This is a genomic window from Natronomonas halophila (assembly GCF_013391085.1).
Classification (GTDB): domain Archaea; phylum Halobacteriota; class Halobacteria; order Halobacteriales; family Haloarculaceae; genus Natronomonas; species Natronomonas halophila.
This window is the reverse complement of record NZ_CP058334.1, coordinates 468,003-490,847: the sequence shown is the minus strand read 5'-3', so window position 1 is coordinate 490,847 and position 22,845 is coordinate 468,003. Positions and strand designations below refer to the sequence as shown.

Sequence of the window (22,845 nt, the reverse complement as noted above, 5' to 3'; positions counted from 1 at the left end):
TATAAAATCCGCGTTGTTGTGAGTAGATGTGTCGGGGTGTTCGATATGCGGGGACAGCAGTTCGCTCCTGTACGATTGTAATTACTGTACGGGAAAATACTGTAAGAGCCATCGACTCCCAGAAAACCACAACTGCCCCGGCCTGAAGCAGGCCGACACGCACGGGCCTGAATTCAGAAGCAGCGGTAGCGGCGGATTGCTCGGAGAAGCATTTGGGTCAGAGACAGACCCGCCAAAGCAAAACGAGGAAACTGCTGATTCCGACACCGACACGGCGGACCCTGGCGCGGAGCTCCCGGGCGCCGCGAAGGACTACACGACCTCTTCAAGCCCGGATGTCAACCCCGACGGCTCCATTGCCAGGCCGGACGACGAGGACGCCGAGAACGATAGTCAGCGCTCGATCACAACGCAGGGGCGTCGCGTTGCCGCGACGATCGCTGGCTTGGCGATCATAGCGATCCTCGCTCCGTTTCAAGTCGTGAAGCGATTACCCTCGTATCTTCGACGGTTCAATCGTTGGTTGAGCCGACTCCTCGGCTCGATATTCAGCCTGGTCAAAACGGTGACGCCGATTCTACTTCTCGCGGTCGGTGCGCTGTTTCTCGCCGGGTTCTTAGGGACTGGCGTACCGGCTATCGATGAGAACGCCGAAGCGGGCGCCGGCGCCGTCGCTGGAATGCTCGATACGGACACCGAAAGCGAGGAAGAAGCCATCGAAACGGCGATTCATAGCGAAGTGAATGAGATTCGCTCCGAGCGCGGCCTCGCGACGCTCGAGAACAACCCGGCGCTCCACGGCGTCGCGAAGAATCATAGTCAAGACATGGTCGCACGGGACTTCTACGCTCATGAAAACCCTGACGGTGAGGACTCGTACGATCGAGTCACGTCTGTAGGCATCACCTGCAACGCTGTCGGTGAAAATCTCTATTACAGCGAGGGGTACGGCACCAGCCCGAATACGACCGCTGAACGCGTTGTCGAGTCCTGGTTGGCTTCTTCTGGCCACCGACGAAACCTTCTCAGCGACGCTTGGAATTCGGAAGGTATTGGCGTCGAGATCCGTGGCGATGAGCTCTGGGTGACGCAGGTTTTCTGCGGCTGACTTTATTTTCACTCCACGATTTCTTTCCTGCCGGAAATGAGACCCTGATTTTTATACCCATCTTGCGTCGGTCTCAGACATGATCGTTCGTCGGGACGTCTTCGACGAGGACCATCGGCCGACGAGACTCCTCCACCGCGAGAGCGAAACGGACCTCCTCCTGGAGGCACTCGACCCCGGCACAGACGGGTCCCATCGCGGCCACGCCGTCCTCTCCGGCTCCAGCGGCGTCGGCAAAACCGTCCTCTCGAAGCAATGCGTCGAGCGACTCCGAGAGCGCCGCGGCACGATCGACGCCCACGTCCGGTGTCTCGATGTCGCCCCCGGGTCCATCTATCGCCGCACCATCGAGAGCTTCCAGCGCGGGCCCGACGACGTCCCACGCACCGAACCAGTCGCCGACGTCCTCGCGATGCTCGAGGAGATCGTCGCCGACGCCGACCCTGCTGGCGTCGTGATCCTCGACGAAGCCGACGACATCGCCCGCGACGCGGTCGACACCCTCAGCAGCATGGCCGGGCTCTCCGTGGTCGTGATTTGTCACGAGCCGGAACGGTGGTTTAGCCGGCTCGACCCCGGGGTTCGCGACCGCTTTACCGCCGGGACGCACATCCCGCTGGACCGCTTCAGCGTCTCAGAACTCGCCGATATCCTCCAGCGCCGCGCCGAAGCCGGGCTGCGTCGCGACGCCTGGAGTCGCGCCCAACTGGAGGCGATTGCCGACCACCAGGCCGGCGTCGCTCGCGATGCCATCCAGTCGCTGCGGGCCGCCGCCGAGGTCGCCGACGAGCGCGGCCACGACGAGATTCACGACGCCGACATCGAGCGCGGCTACGAGCTCGCGAAGCGCGACATCCGGAAGGCGAATATCCGGAGTCTCCCTTTCGCCTACCAGTTCCTTTACGAACTCATCCGCGTGTACGGCCCCGTGTCCTCGTCGCGGCTCTACGACCTCGCCGACGCCCACCAGGACGACGTCTGGAACGAGCGGCCGTCGCGGCCGCCGTCGACGAACCGAACGCGCCGAAACCAGTTAGCGAAGCTCCGGGAGTACGACCTCATCGAGACCCAGAACAACGTCCACGAAGCGTGCGACTCGTCGATCGAGCCCTCGGTCGAGATTCGCCTCTCGAAGAAAACGCTCTAAATTAGCGAACCCAGAAATCGCGAGAATTAGGAGTGCTGACGTTATTCGTCGTCTTCGGATTCCGGTTGACCTGCTATTCGGACGAAACTATTCCCGGCGTGGTTCTCTATGATTTTAGCAGCCCCTGTCCCCGAGTGAGTGTGGCCGGCGGCGTGGAAGACGGAAAGGACGTGGTCTTGTAGATCATCGTCCTGTTCCAGCGGCTCGACGTTGAAACCGATCTCTTCGGCTTCATCCCGCATTATGGGCCGGTTGTGGCTTTTGTGTTCTTTCCGTTCCGAGAGGTTTTCGGCAAGTTCGCTCGCGGCATCCTCGGTGTCAACCTGGAACTCCTCTGCCCACCGCTTTGCAAGTTGCTCGGAGTAGTCGATGGCGTCCTCGCACTCCCTGATAAGGCTCGGCCCGTACTGGCGCAGAATCGGTGCCCAATGCCCGACTTCTCCTGTCTCTTTGAATTCGTTTCGGGCCATGTCGAATTGCTCGAGGATAGAGTGAGCGGGCACCATTCGAGGGCCGAGGTCTGTTCGGAGTCTCAGCTGCGGGTCGATCGGGCCGAGACTGGAGTGCGAACCCATATAGACGACATCGGCTGCACAGCAGACGAGCGTGGCCGCCGATCGGGCTGATTGCGGAACGAACGCTCGTATCTCATCGAAGTTGTCTCGAAGGTATTCGACGATTTGTTCTGCTGCCTCCGGTTTTCCGCCCGGGCTGTGAATCACAAGGTCCAGCGTATCGCCATCGAGGCCGCTGAGCGCCTCCATGAACCCTTGGATGTCACTATCATCGATGGATTGGTTCGCCGTGTTGTCCGACGGCGCCGTCCAGGATGAGGAATACAGGATGACGTCGTTTCCGGTGTAGTCCGCCAAGTCGTCAATGTACTTCTTACGAACGACGTCGTATGCCTCGAGACCGATCCGTTCACGGCCCTCTTCTATCTGGTCGAGAATCTCCCCCCAAGTAGGCATATGTTAGAAGTTAGTCGTGCTTCGCCCGCGCCGGAGCAGACGAGTTAGAAAGTCGTGCTTTGGGTTCCGCGTCCTCGTTCCGGTTATACGCGCGTTCGGCGAGCGCGACGGGTGACGTTTCGTCTTCAGCTGCCTCAAGCATCTCCTCAAGGTCTTCCTCACGCTCTGATTTGTCATCGCTCATAGTGTCCCATTCGTACCACTCACAGTTAATAGGTCTTATTCACTATTTCTGATACTGAAACAACCGCGATTGCCGGAAGTCACCCCTCCTCTTTTATACCGGAAATGCATCCCCCTTTTACCGTTCTATAGGCCGTCGCTCCTCGTGTATGGCAGCAGCAACCCCTGAACCGGACGTCGACGTAAGCGCGAAGCAGCTGGAATCCGTCCGCGGCTACATTTCGATGCTCCTCAACCTCGAGATCGAGGACCTGGACGACGACGCCGACCTTGAGGACGACGACGTCCAGATAGTCACCGAGGTCACCGTCGACGAGGTCGCGAAGAACACCTTGCCGCGAGAGCCAGCCGTCCGAGCCATCCTCGAGCAGATGGCCGGTGAGGCCGGCACCGGCGTCGAGCACGTCGACGGCGACACCTACGAAATCGAGCCGCGGAACTAAAACAGAATGTCAGTTCTCAGCCGCATCGACGATTCGTTGCCCCTCGACGGTGAGGTCCTCAGCCCGTTCGTCGACGAGGTCCTCGAAGTCCTCTCGGTCGCGCTCGTCGATGAGCTCGTAGGTCGCAGCGCCGCGAGCGGTGAGTTCGTAGACGCCTCGGCCGATGTTTTCGACGAGGCCGTAGTCCTCGAGTTGATTCAGACGTTTCGTGACCGTCTTCTGATGTCGGTCGATTTCGTCGGCGATATTCGCACCGAGGTTTCGGCCTTCCTGCAGCTCCCTGAGAATCATTTGGTCCGTCGGGTGCTGCAGCAGCATCACCGTATCCGTCGAAAGGGGCATACATGATACTATTGGTAACATGATATATGATACTGTTGGTGGACTCCAATTGGGGTACTACCACCAGTAGGATTATTAGGAACCGCATAAACGTATTCGGTAGGGAGCCAGGCCCATCGGGCGCGGCCAGAAGACGCCCGGCGTGTTGCACCACGCCGGGCCTGGTTTCCAAAACCCCCTGCAGAGGGAAATTTCAGAAACCATGCGAAATCAAGAATCCAGGGCCCGTAATTATGACGGCCCTACCACGACTGAGGAACAGTCTCGGGCGTCCGCCCGAGCGGATACCAGCGACGCGGCGGCCAGTTCGAAGAGTAAGGATCAGACAGGCCAGGGAGCCCGCCTACCGAGTGGGTCGGAGCGAGAGGCAAATAACACCTGCGGACCGACCGCCTGGGACCACGTCGTTCTCGCGAAGCTCGCGTCGCGCACGAAGAAGTACCACCTGCCGGCTGAGGACGACCCCTCGAAGCCGCGGTGCCACCACGGCACCCGCAGTGGCCGCGCGATCGACGCCGAGTCCTGGACGCAAGTCGACGCCGACAGCCCGCGCCTCCAGAACAAGACGCTGTGCAAGTGGTGCGACCCCAGCGTCGAAGTCGAGAACAACCCCGGCGGCCCGGAACTCGCCGGGAAGCTGGAAGACCTCGACCCTGACGACGTCGAGGTCCTGACCGACGGCGGTGTCGACACCTGTACGCCGGGAGCCGAGCCATCCGTCGCGAGCGCTGAGGAACTCGACGCGCTGTCCTCGGTCAATATCGAGCTCGTTCACGATATCTGCGAGGTCCTCGAGCTTAGCCAAGACGCGACCGAGCGCGCGACCGCCTACGCGTGCCGCGCCTGGATGGAACACCCCATCAACGGGCCCGCTCACCACATCGCCGCCGGCGCCGTCTACTTCGCGGCACTCATGGAGAACGAGAAGCGGACGCAGGAGGACGTCGCCAAGGCCTCCGGATCGAATCCGTCATCGATTCGGAAGTACTACCGAGAAATCGGCGTCGCCGAAGACATCCTCGAGCCCAAACCCGAGTCCGAGGACGAACCGGCTGAGACGACGTTCTCGGACCGCGTCGTCGCCGCGCTGAAGGAGGTGTTCAACCGATGAGCGCCGGCGAGAGCGAGCAGGTCACCGTCGACGCCGAGGTCGACAGCGTCTGCCCGCACGGTGAGGATTTCGAGCCGCCGGCGCCGCTGGACTACGTTCGCGACCCCGAGGAGGGCACGGCCGTCCTGTTCGACCCGGAGGACATCACCGGCGAGCGATGGCTCCAGGCCGACGAAAGCGCCTTCATCGACGGGAGGGCCGTCCGATGAGCGACGACCTCACGCAGGAGGACGCCCTCGCCATGCTGGAATTCCACAGCCTCATCCACCACACGGAAACCATCGGCCTCTCCATCGCCTCTTTCGGGTTGGGGCTGGGTGTCGGCCTGAAGCTAAGCCAGGTCAGCATCTTCACCCCAGCCGGCGGATACGTGGCAGCGGGCCTTCTCATGGTTCTTGGCGGACTCCTCGCCGTGTTCGGCCCGCGAATCCTCCTCAAGCAGATTCAGGGAGGTGACGCCTGATGTCAGCGTTCGCCCAGGACCAGGAGTGGCGCTTCGTCGACGGGCTCGCGAGCCCGCCGCGCTCCATCCCGCAGCAATGGCTCGGGGCCGGCGACGAAGAACCCGTCACCGAGGGCTGCACCCGCACCTACCCGATTCTGGTGCGCGCCGGCGTCGAACTCGCCGGCGTCCGCGCGGACGATGGTGACCTCGTCGACGGCCCGCATCGCGAACGCTCCGTCATTCGCGTGCTGTACGTCACGGACGACGGCGCCCTCGCCCACGAACGGTCCTTCGACGCCGACCGCGACGGCAACCACGTCACGCCCGAGTCATTCGTCGCGAAGGCCGCGCCGCGGACCGCCGACCTCGACGAGGTCCCGACAGCCAACCGCCCGCTGTACAGCCGCCTCGTCGACACCTACGACGAGCCCGACGGCGACCCTGACGAGGTTATCGACCGCTGGGAACAGCGCTGCGACGGCGCCGGGGTGATCGACGGATGTTAAAGAGCAGCGCCTTCCTCGGGACGCACCAGTACGAGGAACCAGAGAGTCTTCAGGAACGCATCGGCTACTCGTCGCCGCCCACTCACGTCTCGCTGTTTAGCGGAATCGGTGGGTTCGACCTCGGTTTCGGCCAGGCGGGATTCAAGAATCTCGTCGCGGTCGAGCAGAACGAACACGCCGCTGCTACGTATCGGCGGAACCTCATCGAGGGAGACCATCTCGACCAGGATGAACCGCCGGTCCTCATGGAACGCGATATCCGGAAGGTGTCGACGTGGGAGATCCTCGAGGCGGCTGGCGTCGGCGTCGGTGAAATCACCGCCATTTCCGGCGGCCCGCCCTGCCAGGGCTTTTCGCATATCGGGACTCGCGACGAGGACGATCCGCGGAACGAGCTCTACCTCGAGATGGCCCGCATCGTTCACCAAGCGAAGCCCGTCTCCTTCGTGATGGAGAACGTGCCTGGCCTGGCGACGATGAAGGACGGTCAGGCGATTATGGAGGTCTGTGAGACCTTTGCGGACGCCGGCTACAACGTAACTTGGGAAGTCGTCGACGCCGCTGATTACGGCGTCCCACAGCATCGCGAGCGCGTCATTATCACAGGGAAGCGCGTCGACGTCATGGGTGTTCCCGAAGAAGGCAACCCTCAGCTGCACCTCGGCGCGAAGCCGGGTCGGGTCAACCATCCGGAGTCTTTCCGCGAGCGGCATGACCTGAAAGAGCCCGACCAAGCGACGCTCGATTCGTTCGGAAACGAGCCCGAAACGTTGGATGGCCTTCTCGAGCAGGCGATTCAGGACGGTATCGAGTCTGTTGGTGGTGGTAGCCGATGAGCACCGCCGTCGACGCTCGTCGCGAACTCCTGGAAGAGCTCCGCGGCCACGAGCTCGTCGAGGATATCGACTTCACGCGTGACGGCTTCCAGACCGTCATCCTGCATCTCGGCGACCCCAGCGAGGGAGGTGTCGTCGATGTCTGAATACGTGGTTGAACCCGACTCACAGTCCTCTGTACTGCGAATCTTCATCGCACAGTACATCGACTATCTCGTGTCGGATTACAGCATCAAATGGCTGCAGGTCTGGGGGTCATCTCGACCTTCCTCACCGCGATCATGATTCCGGTGATGGTCGGGACAATCGTCTATCAGGCCGTCTCCGGGAATATCATCGACTACCCCACGCAGCACTTGATAGGGGTTGCTGCAGGGATATTGGTCGCTACCATCGTCTTCTGGCTGGTTGCTGGACTCGTGGTGGCAGCCGCGAGAACACTCGCTTCAACGCTGTTCGAAGAGGCCGAGGGGGTGACGGCGATGCCGAGTGAGCCGGTCGAGACCCGCTGGAGGCGTTCGCCGACCGCGACGAGGCCTTCGGCCAGGCCGTTCTCGAGTACTATCGCGATGACTGCGCGACGCTGCCGCCGCACCACCTGCTGGTGACGCTGCGGCGCGTCGACGGCGTGGCCCTCTACTTCGACAGCGGGCCTCGCGAATGGGCCATCACGACCAGCCTCGATAACGACGGCGCCGCTCGCTACCGCTACCACGACTTCACCACCGGCGGCGGTGAGGGCGAACCACGAAAGGCGATCGAACTTGAGGACCTCCTCCAGGAGGAACTCCCGGAGATCGTCGACGTCCAGGAGACACCGCTCGCGAACGCTGCCCAGGAGGTCGTCGAAGCATGAGCGACCTCGCGACGAACTACCGCGCGCTCGCGGACGTCCTCGACAAGCTCGAGACCGTGGACGCCGTCGACGTCGACGATGCCGAACTCCTCGAAGTCACCGACGACACCATCCAGGCCTCGGTGACGATCACGGCGCCGGCCGAGCCGACGCAGGAGACATCGGTGACCGACGCCGACCAGGAAGAGCACGTCGACGAAGCCGTCGAGGAAGACATCGACGAGGACGCCGACGAAGAGATCGAGTGCGACGTCGACGGCTGCGAGTACACCGGCAACCAGCAGGGGCTCGCGATTCACAAAGGCCGTGCGCACACAGACGACGAGGAACCTGAGATTCGGTGCTCCGACTGCGGTGAAACGTTCGACTCCGAGCATGGCCTCTCGATTCATCGCGGCCACCAGCACGGCAGCGATGACGAGGAAGATAGAGACGACGAGGATGACCTCGAGGACACCAGCGAACTCGGAACGGGGGACCTGACGCCGGCCGTTCAACGCGTCGACGACACGTCCGGCCAGCACGTCGACGACGAGGACGCTGCTTCGAACGGAAAAGATGCCAGCGAAGCCGCGACGAGCGTCCAGACGAAAGGATTCGCCGACGCGCCCGACGACACGTCCGAGGAGGAGCCGACGTCCTATCCATGGGTATGTCGCTGCGGCGTCGTCTGCAGCAACGCATTCGAGAAAGGAATCCACCGGACTGAGGCGCACGGCGTTCCGCAGGCTCGGCTGGACTATCTCGAGCCCGGCGAGTTCCAGGAGAAGGTCGACGACGCCTCGACAGTCAGCGAGCTCGCTGAGAACCTCGGCTGGTCGACCGAGCGCGTCCTGCGAGCGCTCGGCATCTACGGCTTCGACGGCGCCGTCGCCGGCGACGGCCTCCCAGACGACCCGACGACGGCCTGCGACCTGCTGACGCCAGATACCGACGCCGAGGAGGCTGGTCCCGCATGACCCGCTGGATCGTCTTCTGCCCAGCGTGCGGCGGCCGGTCGACCACCGTCTACCGCTGCGACAACGTCGTCGACGAAACTGATGGCGAACCCATCGAGTGCGGGCGCGATCTCGTCGACGAGCCAGTCGCGCCCTTCGAGTACCCCTCGGACTTCGGCGAACGCGAAAACGGCCTCGTCCGCGTCCGCTTCCGACGCATCTGCATCGAGTGCGGCGCCGAACGCTTCCTTCCACTCGAGTACCGGAGCGTCGGCGACGTCATCCGGGTTGGGTGTGAGGACTGCGGCGCCGTCACGAAGCACCGACCCACCGACGAAGACGTCCGCTACCAGCCCGACGGCACGTCGCTGCCGAAGCCGACCGACGCACAGCCCGCGAACCGAACCCCCTCCGTTTCCATTCCAGCATGAACGATAACTGCCGATTCTGTGACGCGACCGACCACCTCGAAGAACACCACGTCGTGCCTCGTCGATACGGCGGAACCGATGAGGACCAGAACCTCATTACCGTCTGCTCAGACTGCCACAAAACAATCGAGCGGACCTGGGACGCCGAATTCTACCACGAAATCGGCGTCCGGTCGGGTATGACGCCCGACGTGATGTTCGACACCATCCGGGAACTTCGCTGGACTCTCCTCCGAGTCCATGCAGCCGTTACCGGCGCGTACACGCTTCACGATGAAAAGCTGGAATACGCTGATAAAGAACCGATTGAGGAAGGGCGCTATTTAACCGAGTATGATATCCAGAAGCTGAAGCGCGATGTCTGTCGAGACCTCCTGGAGGGCGAATCCGGGCTTGGCTTCTACCCTATTAAAGACCTCGAGAGGCTCCGAGAAGAAACGGATCGCTTGATGAGCGATGTCCTGGAGGGAGACCGATGAGGGACATGTCGCCAGAGGAGGCAGCCCAGCGCTGGATCGACAAGCGCCGGGACGACCTTCGCGAAGCCTCGCTGTCGACGCTGCACTACCGGACCAAAGAGTTCGTCGAATGGTGCGCCGAGAACGACATCGAGTCGATGGCCGAGTTGACGCCGTGGGACATCGACGATTTCGAAGCCGACCGTCGCGCCGAAATCAGCACCATCTCGATGAACAACCAACTCGGTACGGTCCAGGACTGGCTGGAGTGGTGCGCGAGCCGTGGCCTCGTCGACGAAAACGTCGCCGAGGCGGTCGACCCGCCGACCGTCACGAAGGAAGAGCAGTCCAGCGACATCAAGCTCGATGCAGAGGACGCGATTCCGCAGATTCGCTGGTATCGGCAGAGTAGCGAGTACGGCTCCCGGAAGCACGTCGTCCTGGAGTTGATGTGGCATATCGGGTGTCGCCTCGGCGCCGTTCGCGGCCTCGATCTCCGCGACTACGTCGCCGACGCCGAGTCGGAGGAGTACTACCTCGATTTTCGGCACCGGCCGGAGTCCGGCACGCCGCTGAAAAACGGGTCCGATGGCGAGCGCCCCGTCGGGCTCCGGCCGACCGTCGCGGACGTCGTCGAGACCTACATCGACGAGAACCGGAAGGAGCGGCGCGACGACTTCGGGCGCGACCCGCTGCTCACCACGCAGTACGGCCGCATCTCGAAGAACAGCGTCCGGATGGCCGCGTACTTCGGGACAGCGCCGTGCTGGCGGACGACGTGTCCCCACGACCGCGAGGATCGGAACTGCGAGTGGTGGCACAACAACGGAATCGCGAAGTGCCCGTCGACGCGTTCGCCTCACCAAATCCGAACGGGCTCGATCACCTGGCAGCTCAACCAGGGCATCCCGATGGAGGTCGTCGCGAAGCGCGCGAACGTTTCGCCCGAGATTCTGCGACGACACTACGACAAGTCGGACCCGCTCGAGGAACTCCGGCAGCGGCGGCAGCCGCACCTGGAGAAACTCGACATCCCAACGGAGGACACCAAATCATGACTCATAAGAAAACAATCAGTTCGAAGTACGGCAACGGCGGCGGAAACCGAGATGTTCGTGTCACGGCGGTCCCATCCACTTATACGGAAACAACCGTCACAAGACGGTTCTTTATCTCAACCTCCAGCCGGAGGTGTTCGTCATGAGCCGGCCAGAGGAGTCTGCTGACACCGATACTCAGCAGCAGGGCTCCTTCCCGGTCTGTGACACGTGCGGGTGCTTCATCGTCGCCGACGAGCAGGACTGCCCTGCCCTCGACGACGGGAGGTGCCACGCATGAGCCTCTGGCTGGAGGTGATCGGCGATGTCTGAGGCCGCCCAGCAGTCCTCCAGCAGCGTCGAGCTCGGCGCCGTCCAGTTCGACCCTGTCGACATCCAGGACTTCCGCCTCAGCGTCGAAGGCACCTCGGGGACCGGGAAGTCAAACACCCTCGCCGTCATCCTCGAGGACCTCGCCGACGTCCCCATCCCGACGCTTATCGTCGAACGACTCGGCGCCCTCACGCCAGTCCGGCTCGTCGACGAACAGATCACGGTGGTCGGCGCTCGTGACGAAGAGGGCATAGACCTCGCTGTCGCCCTCAAGGACCTCGACAAGATCGGCGAATGGGTCCTCGACCGCGGGATGAAGATCCTAGTCGATATCTCCACCTACGCCGACTACGAAGACGAGAAGAGCCGTGTCCACCTCGCCGCGGCGAAAGTCCTGCAGTCCTTCAACGAGCGCGCACACGAGAAGTACCGCTCCGGTGACCGGACAAAGTCGCTACTGGTTCTCGACGAGGCGCACATGCTCGCGCCGAAGGACTCGGCGCCCGCGGAACTCCGAACTCGACGACTACGTAAAGCGCTGCCGCGGCCAAATCATCAAGGCCGCAACCGAGGGCGGCAACAAAGGCATCTCAGTCATCGTCGGGTACCAGCGCCGCGCCTTCCTACACAACGGCGTCATCCAGCTGTGTCAGGACTTCATCTCGCACAAGCCAGGCGACGAGGACCTCAGCCGGACCGCTGACGCGCTTCGATGCTCAGAGGAAGAACTCGCTTCCCTGGAGACTGGCGAGATACTCGCCCGCGGTCAGTCCATCACCGATGGCGACCTCATCGGCCCGATCACGGTCCGCAAACGGACTTCTCCCGACCCTCGCGAGGAAACCTTCGAAATCCCCGAGACCCCGGACGAAATCGCGGACGTCCTTGAAGACCTCCAGGAGGAAGTCGAAGAGGAAGCCCAGCGGCGTTCCGAGCGAGAAGACGAACTGGAGCGGCTTCGCGAAGAAAATGAAGATCTTCGCGAAGAGAACGAGGAGCTCCGACAGGAACTCGAGGATACTGACCGCCTCGCCTCAGCGCTTGAAAACCTCGGGTCGAACGGCGGCGGAGCTGTCGAGGACGTCGGCGAAGGGGTCGCGGACCTGCAGGAGCGCGTCGACGAACTGAAAGCACAACGTGATGCGCTCGAAGCCGACCTCGAGGAAGCCAGAGCCGAAGCCGACGCCGCTCGCGAAGAACGCAACGAACTGGAAGATCAGCTGGCCGACGTCGAAGCGGAACTGCAGGAACTCCGCGCCGCCTTCGACGCTGCAGCTGAAGACGTCGAGAGTCTCGTCGATACGTTCGATGTCGAAGTCGACTTCGAGCAGCCGCCCGAGCCGGAAGCCTCGACCGATGTGTCGTCGCAGCAGAGTACTCGTTCTGTAGGCGTCCAGGAAGACATCCTCGCGGACTTCGCCCAGGACGCCGTCGACCGACTCGTCGAGAAGACCGCCTCGCTCTCCCCACAGGAGAAGAAGCTCCTGAAGTTCATAGAAGCCCGCGGCAAGACGCTCGGCAGCCAGAAGGCGTGGGCACAGGCCGCTCTCGGGCTGGACGGTAACCCGAACTCGACGCACTACGACGAGATGGCGGACCTCATCGACGCTGGGTTCGTCCGAAAGAACAACGACGGCAGCGTCGCCCCGAACGTTCGCGGCCTCGTCGAGGACGAACTCGCTGACTACAACGTCGACGAGGCAACCATCGAAGAGACCTACCAAGAGGTCCTCGCTCAACTCGCACAGAGCAACGGAGGTGGTGGGCGGTGAGCCCTGCCTCCTACGACGGGCCCGCGCTCGACGGGACCGTTCAGCATCTCTCCGAGGCACCCTACTGGCAGGGTGACGGCGAGACCGTCGACGTCGTCGACGATCGCGTCGACGGCGCCGGCGAAGAACGCACCGAGAACGTCCCGGTACCTGACGGCGGGGAGAAGCCGGACGTTGACGGCCAGACCACGCTCGAGGACTGGGGGTGGTCGGCTTGAGCGACGCCGACGACGTTCGCGAACGCATCGAGCGCTACGTCGCTAACCATCCCGACGCCGACCGCTGGGAGGTCCTCGGCAAACTCGAACTCGAACCCGGAATGCAGGACCTCGTCGATGACGTCCTCGACGAGGCGACCCAGGAAAGTGACGACGAGCCGGTCATCGTCGATACGATTCCCGCCCAGAACTACAACCGTACGTGTGCGAACCCCTATTGCGACGAGCCTCGCGTCAACCCGCACCCGGATAGCCTCTGTGAGAAGCATCACCCGGGAGACCCGAACGGCACCACGGCCGGCCAGCAAGTTCTGGACCAGGACCTCAGCGATGCCGAGTCGGTCACCGTCGACGAAGACGTCCCCGACGGCGTCGATCGGGATATCAGCGCCGAAGCCGAGGCTATCGCTGGCTACGAACCCGAATCGAAGACACAACCCCCGGGTTCGACACAAGAAACTACGTCTCCAGAACCCGCGTCAGCCGGCGATAACGACGACGTCGACGCGGATAGCCTGACTGCCGCTGACTTCATGGGTGGGTCGGACTCGCCGGTCGCGAGCGACGACACCAGCAGCGAGTCGGCGCCCACCATGTCGGCTGGTCAGGTCGCCACCCCGACGAGTGTCCTCCCGCTCGCGCAACTCGAATCGCTCTCACCGAAAGAGCGGCGCCGGGCCGCCAAGAAGCGCGGCCTCGAGTGGCCGACCACCGATGAGCTTCGCGACCGCCTCGAGGAGAAGATCCACGAGGTCATCCGCCACGAGGACAAGCGCGTCGTCGACGCCCCGACCAGCGCCGGAAAGAGCTACACCATCGACTCCACGCGCTGGGGCGCCTACGACCACCTCACCGACGACCGCCCCGTCGTTCACCTCCTCCCCACACGTGACGCGCGGAACGAAGCTGCCGAGGTCGCTCGCGAAGAGGGCGGCGAACACTTCGTCTTCCGCGCCCGGCACGAAGCCTGCCCGGTCGCAGCGGGTAACTTCGACCCCGACCCGGACGACGAAGACGACGACCTCGTGTTGACTATCGACGGCCAGCCAGCCAGCGAATGGATCCAGGAGGTCTGCCAGGGCCGCGGCGTCACCTTCAGCGACGCCCACCGCTGGCTCGAAGCCCACAACGACCAGGGCGTCGACCTGCCCTGTAAAGAGGAAGGCAAGTACGAGCACGACTGCGACGCGATCGCCCAATGGGACGACTGGCGAGACAACGAGTACCCGCTCGTCATCGCGACCCACAACTTCGCGCACGTCCCCGGCCTCCGGAACCAGACGAACCTGGTTATCGACGAGCAGCCGGACTTCAGCCACGACCTCACCACCGAGCGCGTTAAGGGCGCGGTTGCCGCCTTCCTCGAGGAAGTCGGTGCGCACCTCGACACGTGGGAAGAGTTCTGGAGCGTCGCGACCGCCGACCACCCGAAGGAACGCCTCGCCGACCTCGTCGCCGACGACGTCGAGATGGCTGCCCAGAAACGCGGCCTCGTCGTCTCCGAATACCGAGACGCGCTCCTCGAGGAACTCTACGACCAGCTGCAGCGACAGCCCGACCGCGAGTGGTACTACTCGACGCCGCGGGCCCACACGCTCGCCGGGCCGCTCGCCCGTGCCATCCTTACCAGCGAGCAGCGCGCCGGCGGCCGTCGCGTCGGCCGCGTCAGCTACGAACCTGTGCGGCTGGACTCTGGCGCTCGCGACGACGACGGCTGGAACCGCGAATGGCTCACCGTCGTCTTCGACTCCCGGAACGAACTCCAACAGACCTGGACCACACCGGATATGGGCCTCACCCGCAGCGTGATCGGGCTGGACGCCCACCCGGCGCTCCCGATCTGGCAACTGCAGGTCCACCCAGAGATCCAGCGCCGGAAGGTCCTGGACGTCGACGAACGCCGCCTCTGGCGCCGCTTTGAACGCGGGCTCCGAGTCGTCCAGGTTGGCGACGCCACGCGCCCCCTCGCCTCGGGGAAGTACTTCAACGTCGAGCAGACCGAGGTTATCGTCGAGCATCTTCGCGAAGAGTACGGCGACGACTTCCGCACCGCCATCACCACCAGCGCCGTCGAGGACGACCTCGAGGGGATCATGCGCGACTACGGTGTCCCCGACCCCGAGACGATGCACTACGGCGAGGAGAAGAGCCGGAACGACTTCGGCGACGAATCCGTCGGGTACGTCCTCGGCGCTCTCGACCCCGGCGACGGCATGGTTATGGACGTCGTCGCCGCGCTCGATCTGGACGCCGAGCCGGAACGCTCGGACCCCGACGACCTGGACGACGAGACGAATGCGCATTGCGAGTCCTGCGACGGCGCCGGCTGCCACGACTGCCACGGCACCGGACTTAAACGGGCTCGTGGTCGCGAGTTCAAAGGCCAGGATGCCGACACCGCCCAAGAGATCCTCGCGAGCGTCCGCGAGAACCACGTCGCCCAGTCGGCCGGTCGCTACGCCCGGAACCCCGACGATCCGTCGTCGACGGCAACCGTGTTTGTCGAGACCGACGCTCTCCCGACCGGATTTGCCGACGTCCAGGTCCCCGGCACAATCCAGACGTGGACCTCGATGCAGTCCGACGTCCTTGAGGCGCTGCGGAACGCCGACGAACCCCAGTCCGCTCGCGACCTCGCCCGCGAAGCCGGCGTGTCGAAACAGCATGCCTACGAGACGCTGGAGCGAGCCGCCGAGTTCGACGTCATCGACGCCATCCAGGGCGTCGGTAGTCACGGCGCGACGCTTTACAGCGACGACGGCACGCCGAACGCCGGTGTTGTCGACCTCGGTGACGATATCGTAAGCGCTGCCGTACAGGACCCTACCTATACGTGGGCGCTTGCGATTACTGACCCCGACCACGACAGCACCATTGATTACGCCCCCGACGATGTCGCTACGGGTGGCGATGACGCTATCGCGGACGGAGACGATCCACCGAGAAGCGACTGATACCAGTCTGGAGACGTGGTGTTCGCCCCACCGGCCAGCGGAGGCTATCTCAACCATCTTGTTAAGCAGACCATACTTTTTAATTTCCAGAACATACTCGTTTGTATGCCAGTTAATGCGAAAGGGGTTGACACACTCTGGCAGGCTGTAAAATGGGGAATTGTCTGGGGGATCAAGCGACCCTTCGATGCACGAAAAGCGGGAGACGATAATCTGGTTGTGAGATACGCCAAGGCCCTTGTTTGGCTGGTGGGATGGCCGATTCTCTACACCTGGGTAATTGGCGTTGGGTTTGGAATGCTTCAGTGGTATCAAACTCAGTAATCGGCCTTTCAGACGCTCGACCCTCTCAACAGATTCGGATATTTTTCGTGTTTGTATAGAAACGTGCAACGCGAACCCCGGATGCCGGTCTAATCCCCGCTATATCGCCAGTTCACAGCTGCGAACCCACCCCGTGCATAGTTTCTAGTTGCACGAATCCCAAGAGAAGCGTGTAATGCGAACCGAACGGAACAAAGACGGCTCGTGGAACGTCTGGATGAGTCGCGACGAATACCAGGAACTCCCGCGAGCCGCCCACAGCCTCCAGGCCGAGGTCGCCATCCGTCTTATGGGCGACTGCGGCCTCCGGGTCGCCGAAACCCTCGACGTCCAGCCGCGACACATCTCGCGAACAAAGGACGGTCGCCACTACGAGCTCGCCGTCACCTCCGGGAAGGACACCACCGGCGAATACGAGGGCGGGAAGTACCGAGAGACCTGGCTCCCTCGCGACGTCGAGGTCCTCATCAATCGCTACGTCCAGGAGAACGACCTTGGCGAGGGGGATCTTCTCATCGACCGGAAGAAGCGAAGCGTCCAGAACTGGGTATCACGAGCAGCGGAGGCGGCTGCCGACGAGACCGGCGACGACGACTATCGACGAGTCTCGAGTCACGACCTTCGGCGCTGTTGGGCGAACCATCTGCTCGTCGAGGAAGGAGTCTCGCCGCGGATCGTGATGGCGCTCGGCGGGTGGTCGTCCTACGACGCGATCGAGCCGTACCTCGCGGCGCCGACCGAGGACAACATCATCGACCAGATGTCGAAGGCGACCCTATAGACGGACTTCCGAAACACGGCTATTCTCGGAAGCGGTTAAAGGAGGAAGAGGTAGGTGATGTAGAACATCCACACCCAGAGCAACGCCGACGTTAGCCCGGTCGCCGCAGTCCGCCGATCGATACACCCTCCCCGGTCGCAAGGGCGGGCGAGGACCATCCACCCGAAGACGATGCAAAAGATGATGAATGCGATACTTCGGCGTACGGGCATCGATTCGTCGTCGGTCCGGGCAGTGTTCGTGATCATGATAGTCAGAGCCGGTTCACCATTGCTATCATCAGCACGAGCATCGCGATTGGCACGACATTCAACAAGTCGATTGGCGCGATGCTCGGCGTGGTCGCCCAAGTATGAACCGTATCGAAAACAGGGTTCTGCATCGCCCATCGGGCCACACGAATTACGGCGAGACAGGAAAGTGTCACAAAGACGCCGGTGAGCAGGCCGATGCCGAATTTGGAATCCGATTCGTTGGAAGTGGTGGTGAATCGTCGCATCATGAATCACCTTCGGGCTCAGGGATGTCCGTCGTTTTCTGTGCTGTCTCGAAACACGCATCGAGAACTGCCTTATAGTACCGCCGCTCGAATTCCCTAATCACCGAATCGCCGGGGACGTGCTGGCGGATTCTGACCTCAAGCGCATCATCGACCGACAGGTCGGCGCCTTCGCTTTCGAGGTGGGTTTGAATCGGATTCATATCTTGACCACATCGTAATCGTCTGCCATGATGCTCTCTGGAGCGAAGCGGGCGCCGCAGACGCTGCACGCCAGCCACGGTTCGTCCCAGGTGTCCAGTTTCATCACCACGACCTCGTGACCTAATGCGCACACCGTGGCGCTGAGGAACCGACCGAGTATTGGCGACCGCAACGGGTGACACTCGTTGTACAGATGGTCGAATAGACTGGGGCCGTCGCTCACGTCGACGCACCTCCAGGATGGAACCCCTCGAAGGCGGCTTCCATCGCCGCCTCGATGCCGAGCCATTCATCGTACCACATCTTCAGGAACAATTGACCGTCGCTCCCGGGGAACGGCGCCGTATTCGTTAGGACAATCAACACCTCGGCGCCGGCGAGCACCTTGAGTCCGAAGCCAACCGAGCCAGACACGAGGCTGGCGATCGAGGCGAGGGCGACCGCCCACGTCACGTTGGCCATCGGGCCGACAGCGAACACAGCTCGAAACTCCTGATTCGAGAGGATTCCCTCGGTCGGTTTTACGAATGCGCCTTTTGGGATGCCCGCAGTAAACGACAGGCCGTAGGTGTCGATGCCGTTGCCGTACTTCTCGAGGACGATCGCGTGGCTCCCTTCGTGGAGAATCATCCCCGGAACCAGCAATCCAATCGCACCGATGACGCCGAGGTAAAGCTGAGCGAGCCCGATCGCAGCTTGCGATAAGCTGGGTAGCGGCGCCGGCTCTCGCTCGGGCGGCTGGCCAAAAAACGTCGCCCAGTCGGACGTGAGAAGCGTGTCAACAGTATTAGCAAATCCGTAGCCGAACAGCACGAACAACACCGTTACCCACGAGATAACGAGTAACCCGACGACAGTATCGGCACCGGCTGTCCAGTGGTCAAACACGGCATCCGGGATAGCTTCGGCGATGGTGTCCAAGCGGCCACACCCTCTCGATGTCTCGATGTCGAAGCTCACCCACCCTGTCCAGTCGACCCATTCCGGCGATACCCGTTCACGTAGCGTCATCGGGTGGCCTCCTGCTGGTCAGTGTCGTGTTGATCTATATCGTAGCCGTCGCGAAACTCGAGGAACGCTGCATCGGCTTCGGCCTTAATGGCGTCTCGTTCCTCCTCGGAAAGTGGCCGCCCTCGGCGGGCAGCTTCGCGCGAGCGCGCATACATCTCGACGATGATGCGGCCCGCGGGCGCCGAGAAGTTCGAACTCTTATCGGCCCGATCGCGCCCGACCTGATTCCAGACACCTCCTTCAAAGTAAAGGAAGGCATAGATGGGCAGCGAGATAGCGACGAGCGCGCCGAGATACGGTACCCACTCACCTTTTCCAAAGCCCTGCAGCATAATCGAGAACGTCGAAAACCCGGTGGCAAGAAGACTTATCGCCTGAATCTGACCCTGAATGGCGTCGATACGCGCTTGCCAGCGGGCGGCCATCTTGACCCACCAGCGATTCGCCGTCATGTCGGTACCTCCGCAATCTCGGGTGTGGTTGTTGTCGATGCAGCGTACTGCGTGGAGAGTTGTTCGAGCATCGTTCGATAGCGGTCGACCGCTGCCGCTCGTGAAAACCGGCCTTCGGCGATGGCGCGGCAATTCTGTGCCAGCACGTCGCTGTCGTATTCTTCCACAACACGGCGGGCGCTCGCCGCGAGTTGGTCGGCATCGGGCGTCGAATACACTTCACCCGTCAGGGCGTCCGTAATGGCGTCTTCGATGCCGCCGACCCGCGGGGCGACGACGGGCGTCCCGCAGGCGTAGGCTTCCAGCAGCACCGTCGGCAGCCCCTCCTGTTCCGAGGCGAGTATCACGGCCTGCGCGTCGGCGAGATACGCCGGTACCTCGTCGTGGGGCACCCAGCCTTCGTGGGTAACGTTCGGCGGGGCGTCGGCCAGCCGGTCGGCCTGCGGGCCGTTACCGACGAGCGTCACGTCGATCTCGGGGCCAAGCTGTCGCGCGGCCTCGAGGATGATGTCGATGCGTTTGTCGGCATCCAGCCGACCGACAAACACGACGTGGTCGGGACGTTCGGCCGGGGGCGTGTCAACGGAAAAGGCCTCCGTGTCGACGAACCGGGCGGCATCGGCATACACGCTCGCCGACTCGGGGTCGAGTCCCAACGACCGGGCCATCGTCGGGGTGTAGACGGCGGTGCCGTGAGCAACCGCAAAGCCGGTTCGTTCCAGGAGTTTCACGCCTGTTGCGAGCACCCGCGCGACGGCCGTCGGTGTTGAGCGGCGCCAGTCGGCATAGCAGGCCGCCGCGACATCGCCCTTCGGTTGGGCAATTACGTCGGCGCCGCCGAGGCGCGCGATCGCCATCGGGATGGCGTAGGTCGTCGCGCCGTAGAATAACACGACGTCAGTGTCGGCGCGGGCCAGCGCGACGCCCAGCCGGATCTGATTAACGAGGAACTGGACGGCCGCCGCGGCGATCCCGTCGGGAAACTGCCCGTCGCCGACCTCGAGGATGTCGTAGTCGTCGGCCAGCGGGGCGACGACTGCGGCGTTCAACGCGACGATCTGAACCGTCGCGACGGCCGAGAGGATGTCACAGAGCGATTCGGTCTGGTGGGTCATCGGCCCGTTATCCTTTTTGCCGGGTTGGATGACCACCGAGACCGTCGGCGAGTCTGCGCTCATCGTTTCCCGTCACCTCCGATGTCAGTGAGCCGTGTCACCGCGCGCACCAGCTCGTGGCCGACGGCTTCGGGGTCGTGCGCGCGAGCGACGTAGTCGTGGCCGCGGTCGCCGACGACCTGTCGACCCTCGGGGTCGCGCAGCTGGGCAAGCAACTCGGGGACGCGGTCGCCACTGGAGATCACGGTCGGGGCTGGCGACTGACTAAACGCGACGTGTGGATTCGTCAACACGGGCAGGCGAGCGGCCATCCCTTCCAATATCGCGTTCGGGAGGACGTCGAGGCCGGAATGGTGAATCATCACGTTCGCCCATTCTAACTCAGCTTCGGCGTCCAACTGGATGCCGTACTCGATGTTGTCGTACGAGCCGAGCACCCCCCGGATTTCCTCGCCGTGCTTGTCACACCACGACCCGATGCGCCACGTCCCCGACTCCAGAACCTCGTCGACGGCGGGCGCGAGTTCCAGTAGCGGCCGGTACTTGTCGGGATACGTCGCGTTCGTCAGCGAGATGATGCGTAACTCCTCGTCGGTGTGATCGCTATCCGGCCACTCGGCGACGTCCTTCGGCAGCGTCACGATGTCGGACTGCACACCCGTCTTCCGCGAATACTTGCTCGCCTGGTGGGGGGCGATCGCGAGACACCCGTCGACGGCCCGCAGCATCCGAAACAGGACGGCCTTCTTCACACGCGAATCAATCCATTCGCCGATGCCCCAGAATGGATCGCCACGCTGCCGGAACAGGACGGGCGTGCCGTCGAGCCGGCACTCGACGACCGTCCGAAGCATCTCCCGATCTGGCGTATCGCAGATGACAACGTCGAACGTTGTGGGGTCGACGGGGTTAACCGAGTAGTCAATGCCGGCAGCAGCTAGCGGTACGGTGAGACGGTCGGTGCGGTCGCCAGGGCTGACGATGGCGACGCGTGGTTCGATGCCATCTAACGATGGGGTGGCCAGCGTGGGTGTTGACAAATCACTACTCATCCTTGCTCGGTATCCTCCGGATCGGCCTCGATGCTGGCTCGCATCGAGTCGGCCTGCGTGTACCAGCCAGCATCCGTCGCCGCGCCGTAGATCGTCACGATCGTCATCACTGTCGCCGCGATCGTCGCGATGCCGAAGACGACGACCGCCGTTCGACGATGGATGATCGGCGCGTCGGTCACGAAGCGATACACTACGTACGGGATGCCGAACAGCAGCACGGCGTTGAACCCCATCTCGACCCAGGCAGCTGCGAGCGACCGGAGCCCCAAGTCGCGAATGATGGATAGCGCGGACATCAGTCGAGCACCACCCGGTCGAACTCGTCAGCTGTGTAGACGTTCATGTCGTGAGTCTGGGCGCTGTGCCAGTCGTCGCCGACGTTCTCGACGAAATGGTCGTTCTCGCGGTGGCGAAGCGTGCCGCGAACCAGAATCTCTCCAGCAGCGTCCTGAATCGTGTCCCACTCCGGAGCGTACTCCGGCATCGGCCGTTTCTGGTGCTGTCGATGCACCCACTCCATCACTTCCGGGGCCGACTGAACGGAGTCCGGAAGCGCCGGAACCCGCTCTCGGACGGCGTCCAGAAAGTCAGGTTCGCGCGTCGTGAAGCCGTACTCGCGAGGGACATGGTTCCCCAGCGGCGACGGCCCGTACGGGCGACTGTCGACACCGGGTTTGTACACCTGGCTCGTCGGGACCTTGTCCGTCGGGAGGAGCCACCACTCGCCCTGCCGGTCGGGTTCATCACCATCGCGCGCGAAGGCTTCGCGAACGGCGCCGGGCCGAAGCAGGTCCAGAGCGTCCCGAGCGGACGTCGGTGCCGGGAAGGGAGCAAACGGTTCGACGACAAACCCGAAGAGCGGCCGGGTGTCCTTCGCGGTCGGGTCGCTACCGACGAAGAGCAGCGACTCGTCCGGGAGCGCGAACAGCAAACCGAGGTCGACGTCGTCGGTAGCCTCCGAATCGAGGTCGTCGACGAGCCGGAGATTGTCCAGTTGTTGGTAGTGATGAATCCGACGTCGGTCATCGAGGAACTCGTCTTTCCCAACCGCAGGCAGGAGCGCCTTGATGAACGCTGCTGTCTGCCGCTCGATGTCTTCCCAGGGCGGGTCGGTTGCGCCCTCGTAGAAGCTGGCCGTTCGCTCCTCGAGATCGCCAAGCTCCTGCGAGGGATCGGTGTCCGCGGTGGTCGTGGAATCGGTGTCGGTCTCGAGATCGCCTTCGAGGATGTGCAGTTGTTCGGTCATGGTTCTCAGGTTCAGGACTGGTTAGCGGGCTATCTTAGGTACGCAGCCAGGGTTCGGACTCGACTCAGC

Annotated in this window: 34 protein-coding genes; 21 read left to right on the top strand and 13 right to left on the bottom strand. The window is 62.9% G+C overall.

Annotated features, from left to right (window positions below; translation table 11 throughout):
- The first annotated feature begins 28 nt into the window (after positions 1–28).
- Both HWV23_RS02660 and HWV23_RS02655 read left to right on the top strand, forming a co-directional pair.
- Entirely contained in the window at positions 29–1,108 is a 1,080-nt protein-coding gene (locus HWV23_RS02660; RefSeq protein WP_178288870.1) for a CAP domain-containing protein, read from the top strand.
- 79 nt (positions 1,109–1,187) lie between these two features.
- A complete protein-coding gene (locus HWV23_RS02655; RefSeq protein ID WP_178288869.1) occupies positions 1,188–2,255 on the top strand; it encodes a Cdc6/Cdc18 family protein in 1,068 nt (355 codons plus the stop codon).
- Between the two features lie 41 nt (positions 2,256–2,296).
- Here HWV23_RS02655 and HWV23_RS02650 read toward each other — a convergent pair whose 3' ends face one another.
- Together HWV23_RS02650 and HWV23_RS02645 are read right to left on the bottom strand one after the other, a co-directional pair.
- Positions 2,297–3,226, bottom strand: a complete 930-nt coding sequence (locus HWV23_RS02650; protein WP_178288868.1) for an SDH family Clp fold serine proteinase — start codon at positions 3,224–3,226, stop codon at positions 2,297–2,299.
- Between the two features lie 10 nt (positions 3,227–3,236).
- Entirely contained in the window at positions 3,237–3,410 is a 174-nt protein-coding gene (locus HWV23_RS02645; RefSeq protein WP_178288867.1) for a hypothetical protein, read from the bottom strand.
- 148 nt (positions 3,411–3,558) lie between these two features.
- Here HWV23_RS02645 and HWV23_RS02640 point away from each other — a divergent pair, with 148 nt between their 5' ends.
- Positions 3,559–3,852 carry a hypothetical protein gene (locus tag HWV23_RS02640; RefSeq protein WP_178288866.1) on the top strand — a complete coding sequence of 98 codons (294 nt, stop codon included), beginning with the start codon at positions 3,559–3,561 and terminating at the stop codon, positions 3,850–3,852.
- Positions 3,853–3,861: 9 nt separating this feature from the next.
- Here HWV23_RS02640 and HWV23_RS02635 read toward each other — a convergent pair whose 3' ends face one another.
- Positions 3,862–4,143 (bottom strand): phage repressor protein, encoded by a 282-nt coding sequence (locus tag HWV23_RS02635; protein WP_211693306.1) that lies wholly within the window; start codon positions 4,141–4,143, stop codon positions 3,862–3,864.
- 253 nt (positions 4,144–4,396) lie between these two features.
- On the opposite strand from HWV23_RS02635, the gene HWV23_RS02630 reads away from it, so the two are divergent.
- The 18 genes from HWV23_RS02630 to HWV23_RS02545 all read left to right on the top strand — a co-directional run bounded on the left by HWV23_RS02630 (position 4,397) and on the right by HWV23_RS02545 (position 17,194).
- A complete protein-coding gene (locus HWV23_RS02630) occupies positions 4,397–5,305 on the top strand; it encodes a cyclin family protein (protein WP_178288865.1) in 909 nt (302 codons plus the stop codon).
- Positions 5,302–5,514, top strand: coding sequence for a hypothetical protein (locus tag HWV23_RS02625; RefSeq protein ID WP_178288864.1), 213 nt, complete (start codon positions 5,302–5,304; stop codon positions 5,512–5,514). Before HWV23_RS02630 ends, HWV23_RS02625 begins: the two co-directional genes overlap by 4 nt.
- Positions 5,511–5,768 carry a hypothetical protein gene (locus tag HWV23_RS02620; RefSeq protein ID WP_178288863.1) on the top strand — a complete coding sequence of 86 codons (258 nt, stop codon included), beginning with the start codon at positions 5,511–5,513 and terminating at the stop codon, positions 5,766–5,768. The genes HWV23_RS02625 and HWV23_RS02620 overlap by 4 nt, the downstream gene beginning before the upstream one ends.
- On the top strand, positions 5,768–6,256 hold the full coding sequence (locus HWV23_RS02615; protein WP_178288913.1) for a hypothetical protein: 489 nt from the start codon (positions 5,768–5,770) through the stop codon (positions 6,254–6,256). The genes HWV23_RS02620 and HWV23_RS02615 overlap by 1 nt, the downstream gene beginning before the upstream one ends.
- Positions 6,250–7,092, top strand: coding sequence for a DNA cytosine methyltransferase (locus HWV23_RS02610; RefSeq protein WP_178288861.1), 843 nt, complete (start codon positions 6,250–6,252; stop codon positions 7,090–7,092). The genes HWV23_RS02615 and HWV23_RS02610 overlap by 7 nt, the downstream gene beginning before the upstream one ends.
- The gene (locus tag HWV23_RS02605) at positions 7,089–7,238 is read left to right on the top strand and encodes a hypothetical protein (protein ID WP_178288860.1); all 150 of its coding nucleotides are present in this window, start codon (positions 7,089–7,091) and stop codon (positions 7,236–7,238) included. Before HWV23_RS02610 ends, HWV23_RS02605 begins: the two co-directional genes overlap by 4 nt.
- Positions 7,239–7,328: 90 nt before the next feature.
- Positions 7,329–7,700, top strand: coding sequence for a hypothetical protein (locus tag HWV23_RS02600; RefSeq protein ID WP_178288912.1), 372 nt, complete (start codon positions 7,329–7,331; stop codon positions 7,698–7,700).
- Entirely contained in the window at positions 7,697–7,948 is a 252-nt protein-coding gene (locus HWV23_RS02595; RefSeq protein WP_178288911.1) for a hypothetical protein, read from the top strand. Before HWV23_RS02600 ends, HWV23_RS02595 begins: the two co-directional genes overlap by 4 nt.
- Positions 7,945–8,907, top strand: coding sequence for a C2H2-type zinc finger family protein (locus HWV23_RS02590; protein WP_178288910.1), 963 nt, complete (start codon positions 7,945–7,947; stop codon positions 8,905–8,907). Before HWV23_RS02595 ends, HWV23_RS02590 begins: the two co-directional genes overlap by 4 nt.
- On the top strand, positions 8,904–9,317 hold the full coding sequence (locus tag HWV23_RS02585; RefSeq protein ID WP_178288856.1) for a hypothetical protein: 414 nt from the start codon (positions 8,904–8,906) through the stop codon (positions 9,315–9,317). Before HWV23_RS02590 ends, HWV23_RS02585 begins: the two co-directional genes overlap by 4 nt.
- Complete coding sequence (locus HWV23_RS02580) at positions 9,314–9,796, top strand: HNH endonuclease (protein ID WP_178288855.1); 483 nt, start codon at positions 9,314–9,316, stop codon at positions 9,794–9,796. Before HWV23_RS02585 ends, HWV23_RS02580 begins: the two co-directional genes overlap by 4 nt.
- On the top strand, positions 9,793–10,833 hold the full coding sequence (locus tag HWV23_RS02575; RefSeq protein WP_178288854.1) for a tyrosine-type recombinase/integrase: 1,041 nt from the start codon (positions 9,793–9,795) through the stop codon (positions 10,831–10,833). The genes HWV23_RS02580 and HWV23_RS02575 overlap by 4 nt, the downstream gene beginning before the upstream one ends.
- Positions 10,834–10,975: 142 nt before the next feature.
- On the top strand, positions 10,976–11,113 hold the full coding sequence (locus HWV23_RS02570) for a hypothetical protein (protein ID WP_178288909.1): 138 nt from the start codon (positions 10,976–10,978) through the stop codon (positions 11,111–11,113).
- A gap of 469 nt (positions 11,114–11,582) precedes the next feature.
- The gene (locus tag HWV23_RS02565; protein WP_178288908.1) at positions 11,583–12,917 is read left to right on the top strand and encodes a hypothetical protein; all 1,335 of its coding nucleotides are present in this window, start codon (positions 11,583–11,585) and stop codon (positions 12,915–12,917) included.
- Positions 12,914–13,135, top strand: a complete 222-nt coding sequence (locus HWV23_RS02560; protein ID WP_178288907.1) for a hypothetical protein — start codon at positions 12,914–12,916, stop codon at positions 13,133–13,135. Before HWV23_RS02565 ends, HWV23_RS02560 begins: the two co-directional genes overlap by 4 nt.
- Positions 13,132–16,089, top strand: coding sequence for a hypothetical protein (locus HWV23_RS02555; RefSeq protein ID WP_178288906.1), 2,958 nt, complete (start codon positions 13,132–13,134; stop codon positions 16,087–16,089). Before HWV23_RS02560 ends, HWV23_RS02555 begins: the two co-directional genes overlap by 4 nt.
- 105 nt (positions 16,090–16,194) lie before the next feature.
- A complete protein-coding gene (locus tag HWV23_RS02550; RefSeq protein ID WP_178288905.1) occupies positions 16,195–16,413 on the top strand; it encodes a hypothetical protein in 219 nt (72 codons plus the stop codon).
- Positions 16,414–16,588: 175 nt separating this feature from the next.
- Positions 16,589–17,194: a site-specific integrase gene (locus HWV23_RS02545; RefSeq protein ID WP_178288904.1), complete on the top strand. Its 606-nt coding sequence runs from the start codon at positions 16,589–16,591 to the stop codon at positions 17,192–17,194.
- 35 nt (positions 17,195–17,229) lie between these two features.
- Here HWV23_RS02545 and HWV23_RS02540 read toward each other — a convergent pair whose 3' ends face one another.
- The 10 genes from HWV23_RS02540 to HWV23_RS02495 are packed head-to-tail and all read right to left on the bottom strand — an operon-like array spanning position 17,230 to position 22,776.
- Positions 17,230–17,406, bottom strand: a complete 177-nt coding sequence (locus HWV23_RS02540) for a hypothetical protein (protein WP_178288903.1) — start codon at positions 17,404–17,406, stop codon at positions 17,230–17,232.
- A gap of 41 nt (positions 17,407–17,447) precedes the next feature.
- Positions 17,448–17,696: a hypothetical protein gene (locus HWV23_RS02535; RefSeq protein WP_178288902.1), complete on the bottom strand. Its 249-nt coding sequence runs from the start codon at positions 17,694–17,696 to the stop codon at positions 17,448–17,450.
- Positions 17,693–17,896: a hypothetical protein gene (locus HWV23_RS02530; RefSeq protein ID WP_178288901.1), complete on the bottom strand. Its 204-nt coding sequence runs from the start codon at positions 17,894–17,896 to the stop codon at positions 17,693–17,695. Before HWV23_RS02530 ends, HWV23_RS02535 begins: the two co-directional genes overlap by 4 nt.
- The gene (locus HWV23_RS02525) at positions 17,893–18,120 is read right to left on the bottom strand and encodes a hypothetical protein (protein WP_178288900.1); all 228 of its coding nucleotides are present in this window, start codon (positions 18,118–18,120) and stop codon (positions 17,893–17,895) included. Before HWV23_RS02525 ends, HWV23_RS02530 begins: the two co-directional genes overlap by 4 nt.
- A complete protein-coding gene (locus tag HWV23_RS02520; protein ID WP_178288899.1) occupies positions 18,117–18,908 on the bottom strand; it encodes a zinc metalloprotease in 792 nt (263 codons plus the stop codon). The genes HWV23_RS02525 and HWV23_RS02520 overlap by 4 nt, the downstream gene beginning before the upstream one ends.
- Positions 18,905–19,360 carry a hypothetical protein gene (locus tag HWV23_RS02515; RefSeq protein WP_178288898.1) on the bottom strand — a complete coding sequence of 152 codons (456 nt, stop codon included), beginning with the start codon at positions 19,358–19,360 and terminating at the stop codon, positions 18,905–18,907. The genes HWV23_RS02520 and HWV23_RS02515 overlap by 4 nt, the downstream gene beginning before the upstream one ends.
- On the bottom strand, positions 19,357–20,538 hold the full coding sequence (locus HWV23_RS02510; RefSeq protein ID WP_178288897.1) for a glycosyltransferase family 4 protein: 1,182 nt from the start codon (positions 20,536–20,538) through the stop codon (positions 19,357–19,359). Before HWV23_RS02510 ends, HWV23_RS02515 begins: the two co-directional genes overlap by 4 nt.
- Positions 20,535–21,527, bottom strand: coding sequence for a glycosyltransferase (locus HWV23_RS02505; protein WP_178288896.1), 993 nt, complete (start codon positions 21,525–21,527; stop codon positions 20,535–20,537). Before HWV23_RS02505 ends, HWV23_RS02510 begins: the two co-directional genes overlap by 4 nt.
- Positions 21,524–21,826, bottom strand: coding sequence for a hypothetical protein (locus HWV23_RS02500; RefSeq protein WP_178288895.1), 303 nt, complete (start codon positions 21,824–21,826; stop codon positions 21,524–21,526). The genes HWV23_RS02505 and HWV23_RS02500 overlap by 4 nt, the downstream gene beginning before the upstream one ends.
- On the bottom strand, positions 21,826–22,776 hold the full coding sequence (locus tag HWV23_RS02495) for a hypothetical protein (RefSeq protein WP_178288894.1): 951 nt from the start codon (positions 22,774–22,776) through the stop codon (positions 21,826–21,828). Before HWV23_RS02495 ends, HWV23_RS02500 begins: the two co-directional genes overlap by 1 nt.
- Positions 22,777–22,845: the final 69 nt, after the last annotated feature.

Bases quoted from the DNA above. Each gene is read 5' to 3' on its own strand.
- HWV23_RS02655 (WP_178288869.1), top strand. From the start codon at position 1,188: ATGATCGTTCGTCGGGACGTCTTCGACGAGGACCATCGGCCGACGAGA.
- HWV23_RS02650 (WP_178288868.1), bottom strand. From the start codon at position 3,226: ATGCCTACTTGGGGGGAGATTCTCGACCAGATAGAAGAGGGCCGTGAA.
- HWV23_RS02645 (WP_178288867.1), bottom strand. From the start codon at position 3,410: ATGAGCGATGACAAATCAGAGCGTGAGGAAGACCTTGAGGAGATGCTT.
- HWV23_RS02640 (WP_178288866.1), top strand. From the start codon at position 3,559: ATGGCAGCAGCAACCCCTGAACCGGACGTCGACGTAAGCGCGAAGCAG.
- HWV23_RS02635 (WP_211693306.1), bottom strand. From the start codon at position 4,143: ATGATTCTCAGGGAGCTGCAGGAAGGCCGAAACCTCGGTGCGAATATC.
- HWV23_RS02630 (WP_178288865.1), top strand. From the start codon at position 4,397: ATGCGAAATCAAGAATCCAGGGCCCGTAATTATGACGGCCCTACCACG.
- HWV23_RS02625 (WP_178288864.1), top strand. From the start codon at position 5,302: ATGAGCGCCGGCGAGAGCGAGCAGGTCACCGTCGACGCCGAGGTCGAC.
- HWV23_RS02620 (WP_178288863.1), top strand. From the start codon at position 5,511: ATGAGCGACGACCTCACGCAGGAGGACGCCCTCGCCATGCTGGAATTC.
- HWV23_RS02615 (WP_178288913.1), top strand. From the start codon at position 5,768: ATGTCAGCGTTCGCCCAGGACCAGGAGTGGCGCTTCGTCGACGGGCTC.
- HWV23_RS02610 (WP_178288861.1), top strand. From the start codon at position 6,250: ATGTTAAAGAGCAGCGCCTTCCTCGGGACGCACCAGTACGAGGAACCA.
- HWV23_RS02605 (WP_178288860.1), top strand. From the start codon at position 7,089: ATGAGCACCGCCGTCGACGCTCGTCGCGAACTCCTGGAAGAGCTCCGC.
- HWV23_RS02600 (WP_178288912.1), top strand. From the start codon at position 7,329: ATGGCTGCAGGTCTGGGGGTCATCTCGACCTTCCTCACCGCGATCATG.
- HWV23_RS02590 (WP_178288910.1), top strand. From the start codon at position 7,945: ATGAGCGACCTCGCGACGAACTACCGCGCGCTCGCGGACGTCCTCGAC.
- HWV23_RS02585 (WP_178288856.1), top strand. From the start codon at position 8,904: ATGACCCGCTGGATCGTCTTCTGCCCAGCGTGCGGCGGCCGGTCGACC.
- HWV23_RS02580 (WP_178288855.1), top strand. From the start codon at position 9,314: ATGAACGATAACTGCCGATTCTGTGACGCGACCGACCACCTCGAAGAA.
- HWV23_RS02575 (WP_178288854.1), top strand. From the start codon at position 9,793: ATGAGGGACATGTCGCCAGAGGAGGCAGCCCAGCGCTGGATCGACAAG.
- HWV23_RS02570 (WP_178288909.1), top strand. From the start codon at position 10,976: ATGAGCCGGCCAGAGGAGTCTGCTGACACCGATACTCAGCAGCAGGGC.
- HWV23_RS02550 (WP_178288905.1), top strand. From the start codon at position 16,195: ATGCCAGTTAATGCGAAAGGGGTTGACACACTCTGGCAGGCTGTAAAA.
- HWV23_RS02545 (WP_178288904.1), top strand. From the start codon at position 16,589: ATGCGAACCGAACGGAACAAAGACGGCTCGTGGAACGTCTGGATGAGT.
- HWV23_RS02540 (WP_178288903.1), bottom strand. From the start codon at position 17,406: ATGCCCGTACGCCGAAGTATCGCATTCATCATCTTTTGCATCGTCTTC.
- HWV23_RS02535 (WP_178288902.1), bottom strand. From the start codon at position 17,696: ATGATGCGACGATTCACCACCACTTCCAACGAATCGGATTCCAAATTC.
- HWV23_RS02530 (WP_178288901.1), bottom strand. From the start codon at position 17,896: ATGAATCCGATTCAAACCCACCTCGAAAGCGAAGGCGCCGACCTGTCG.
- HWV23_RS02520 (WP_178288899.1), bottom strand. From the start codon at position 18,908: ATGACGCTACGTGAACGGGTATCGCCGGAATGGGTCGACTGGACAGGG.
- HWV23_RS02515 (WP_178288898.1), bottom strand. From the start codon at position 19,360: ATGACGGCGAATCGCTGGTGGGTCAAGATGGCCGCCCGCTGGCAAGCG.
- HWV23_RS02510 (WP_178288897.1), bottom strand. From the start codon at position 20,538: ATGAGCGCAGACTCGCCGACGGTCTCGGTGGTCATCCAACCCGGCAAA.
- HWV23_RS02505 (WP_178288896.1), bottom strand. From the start codon at position 21,527: ATGAGTAGTGATTTGTCAACACCCACGCTGGCCACCCCATCGTTAGAT.
- HWV23_RS02500 (WP_178288895.1), bottom strand. From the start codon at position 21,826: ATGTCCGCGCTATCCATCATTCGCGACTTGGGGCTCCGGTCGCTCGCA.
- HWV23_RS02495 (WP_178288894.1), bottom strand. From the start codon at position 22,776: ATGACCGAACAACTGCACATCCTCGAAGGCGATCTCGAGACCGACACC.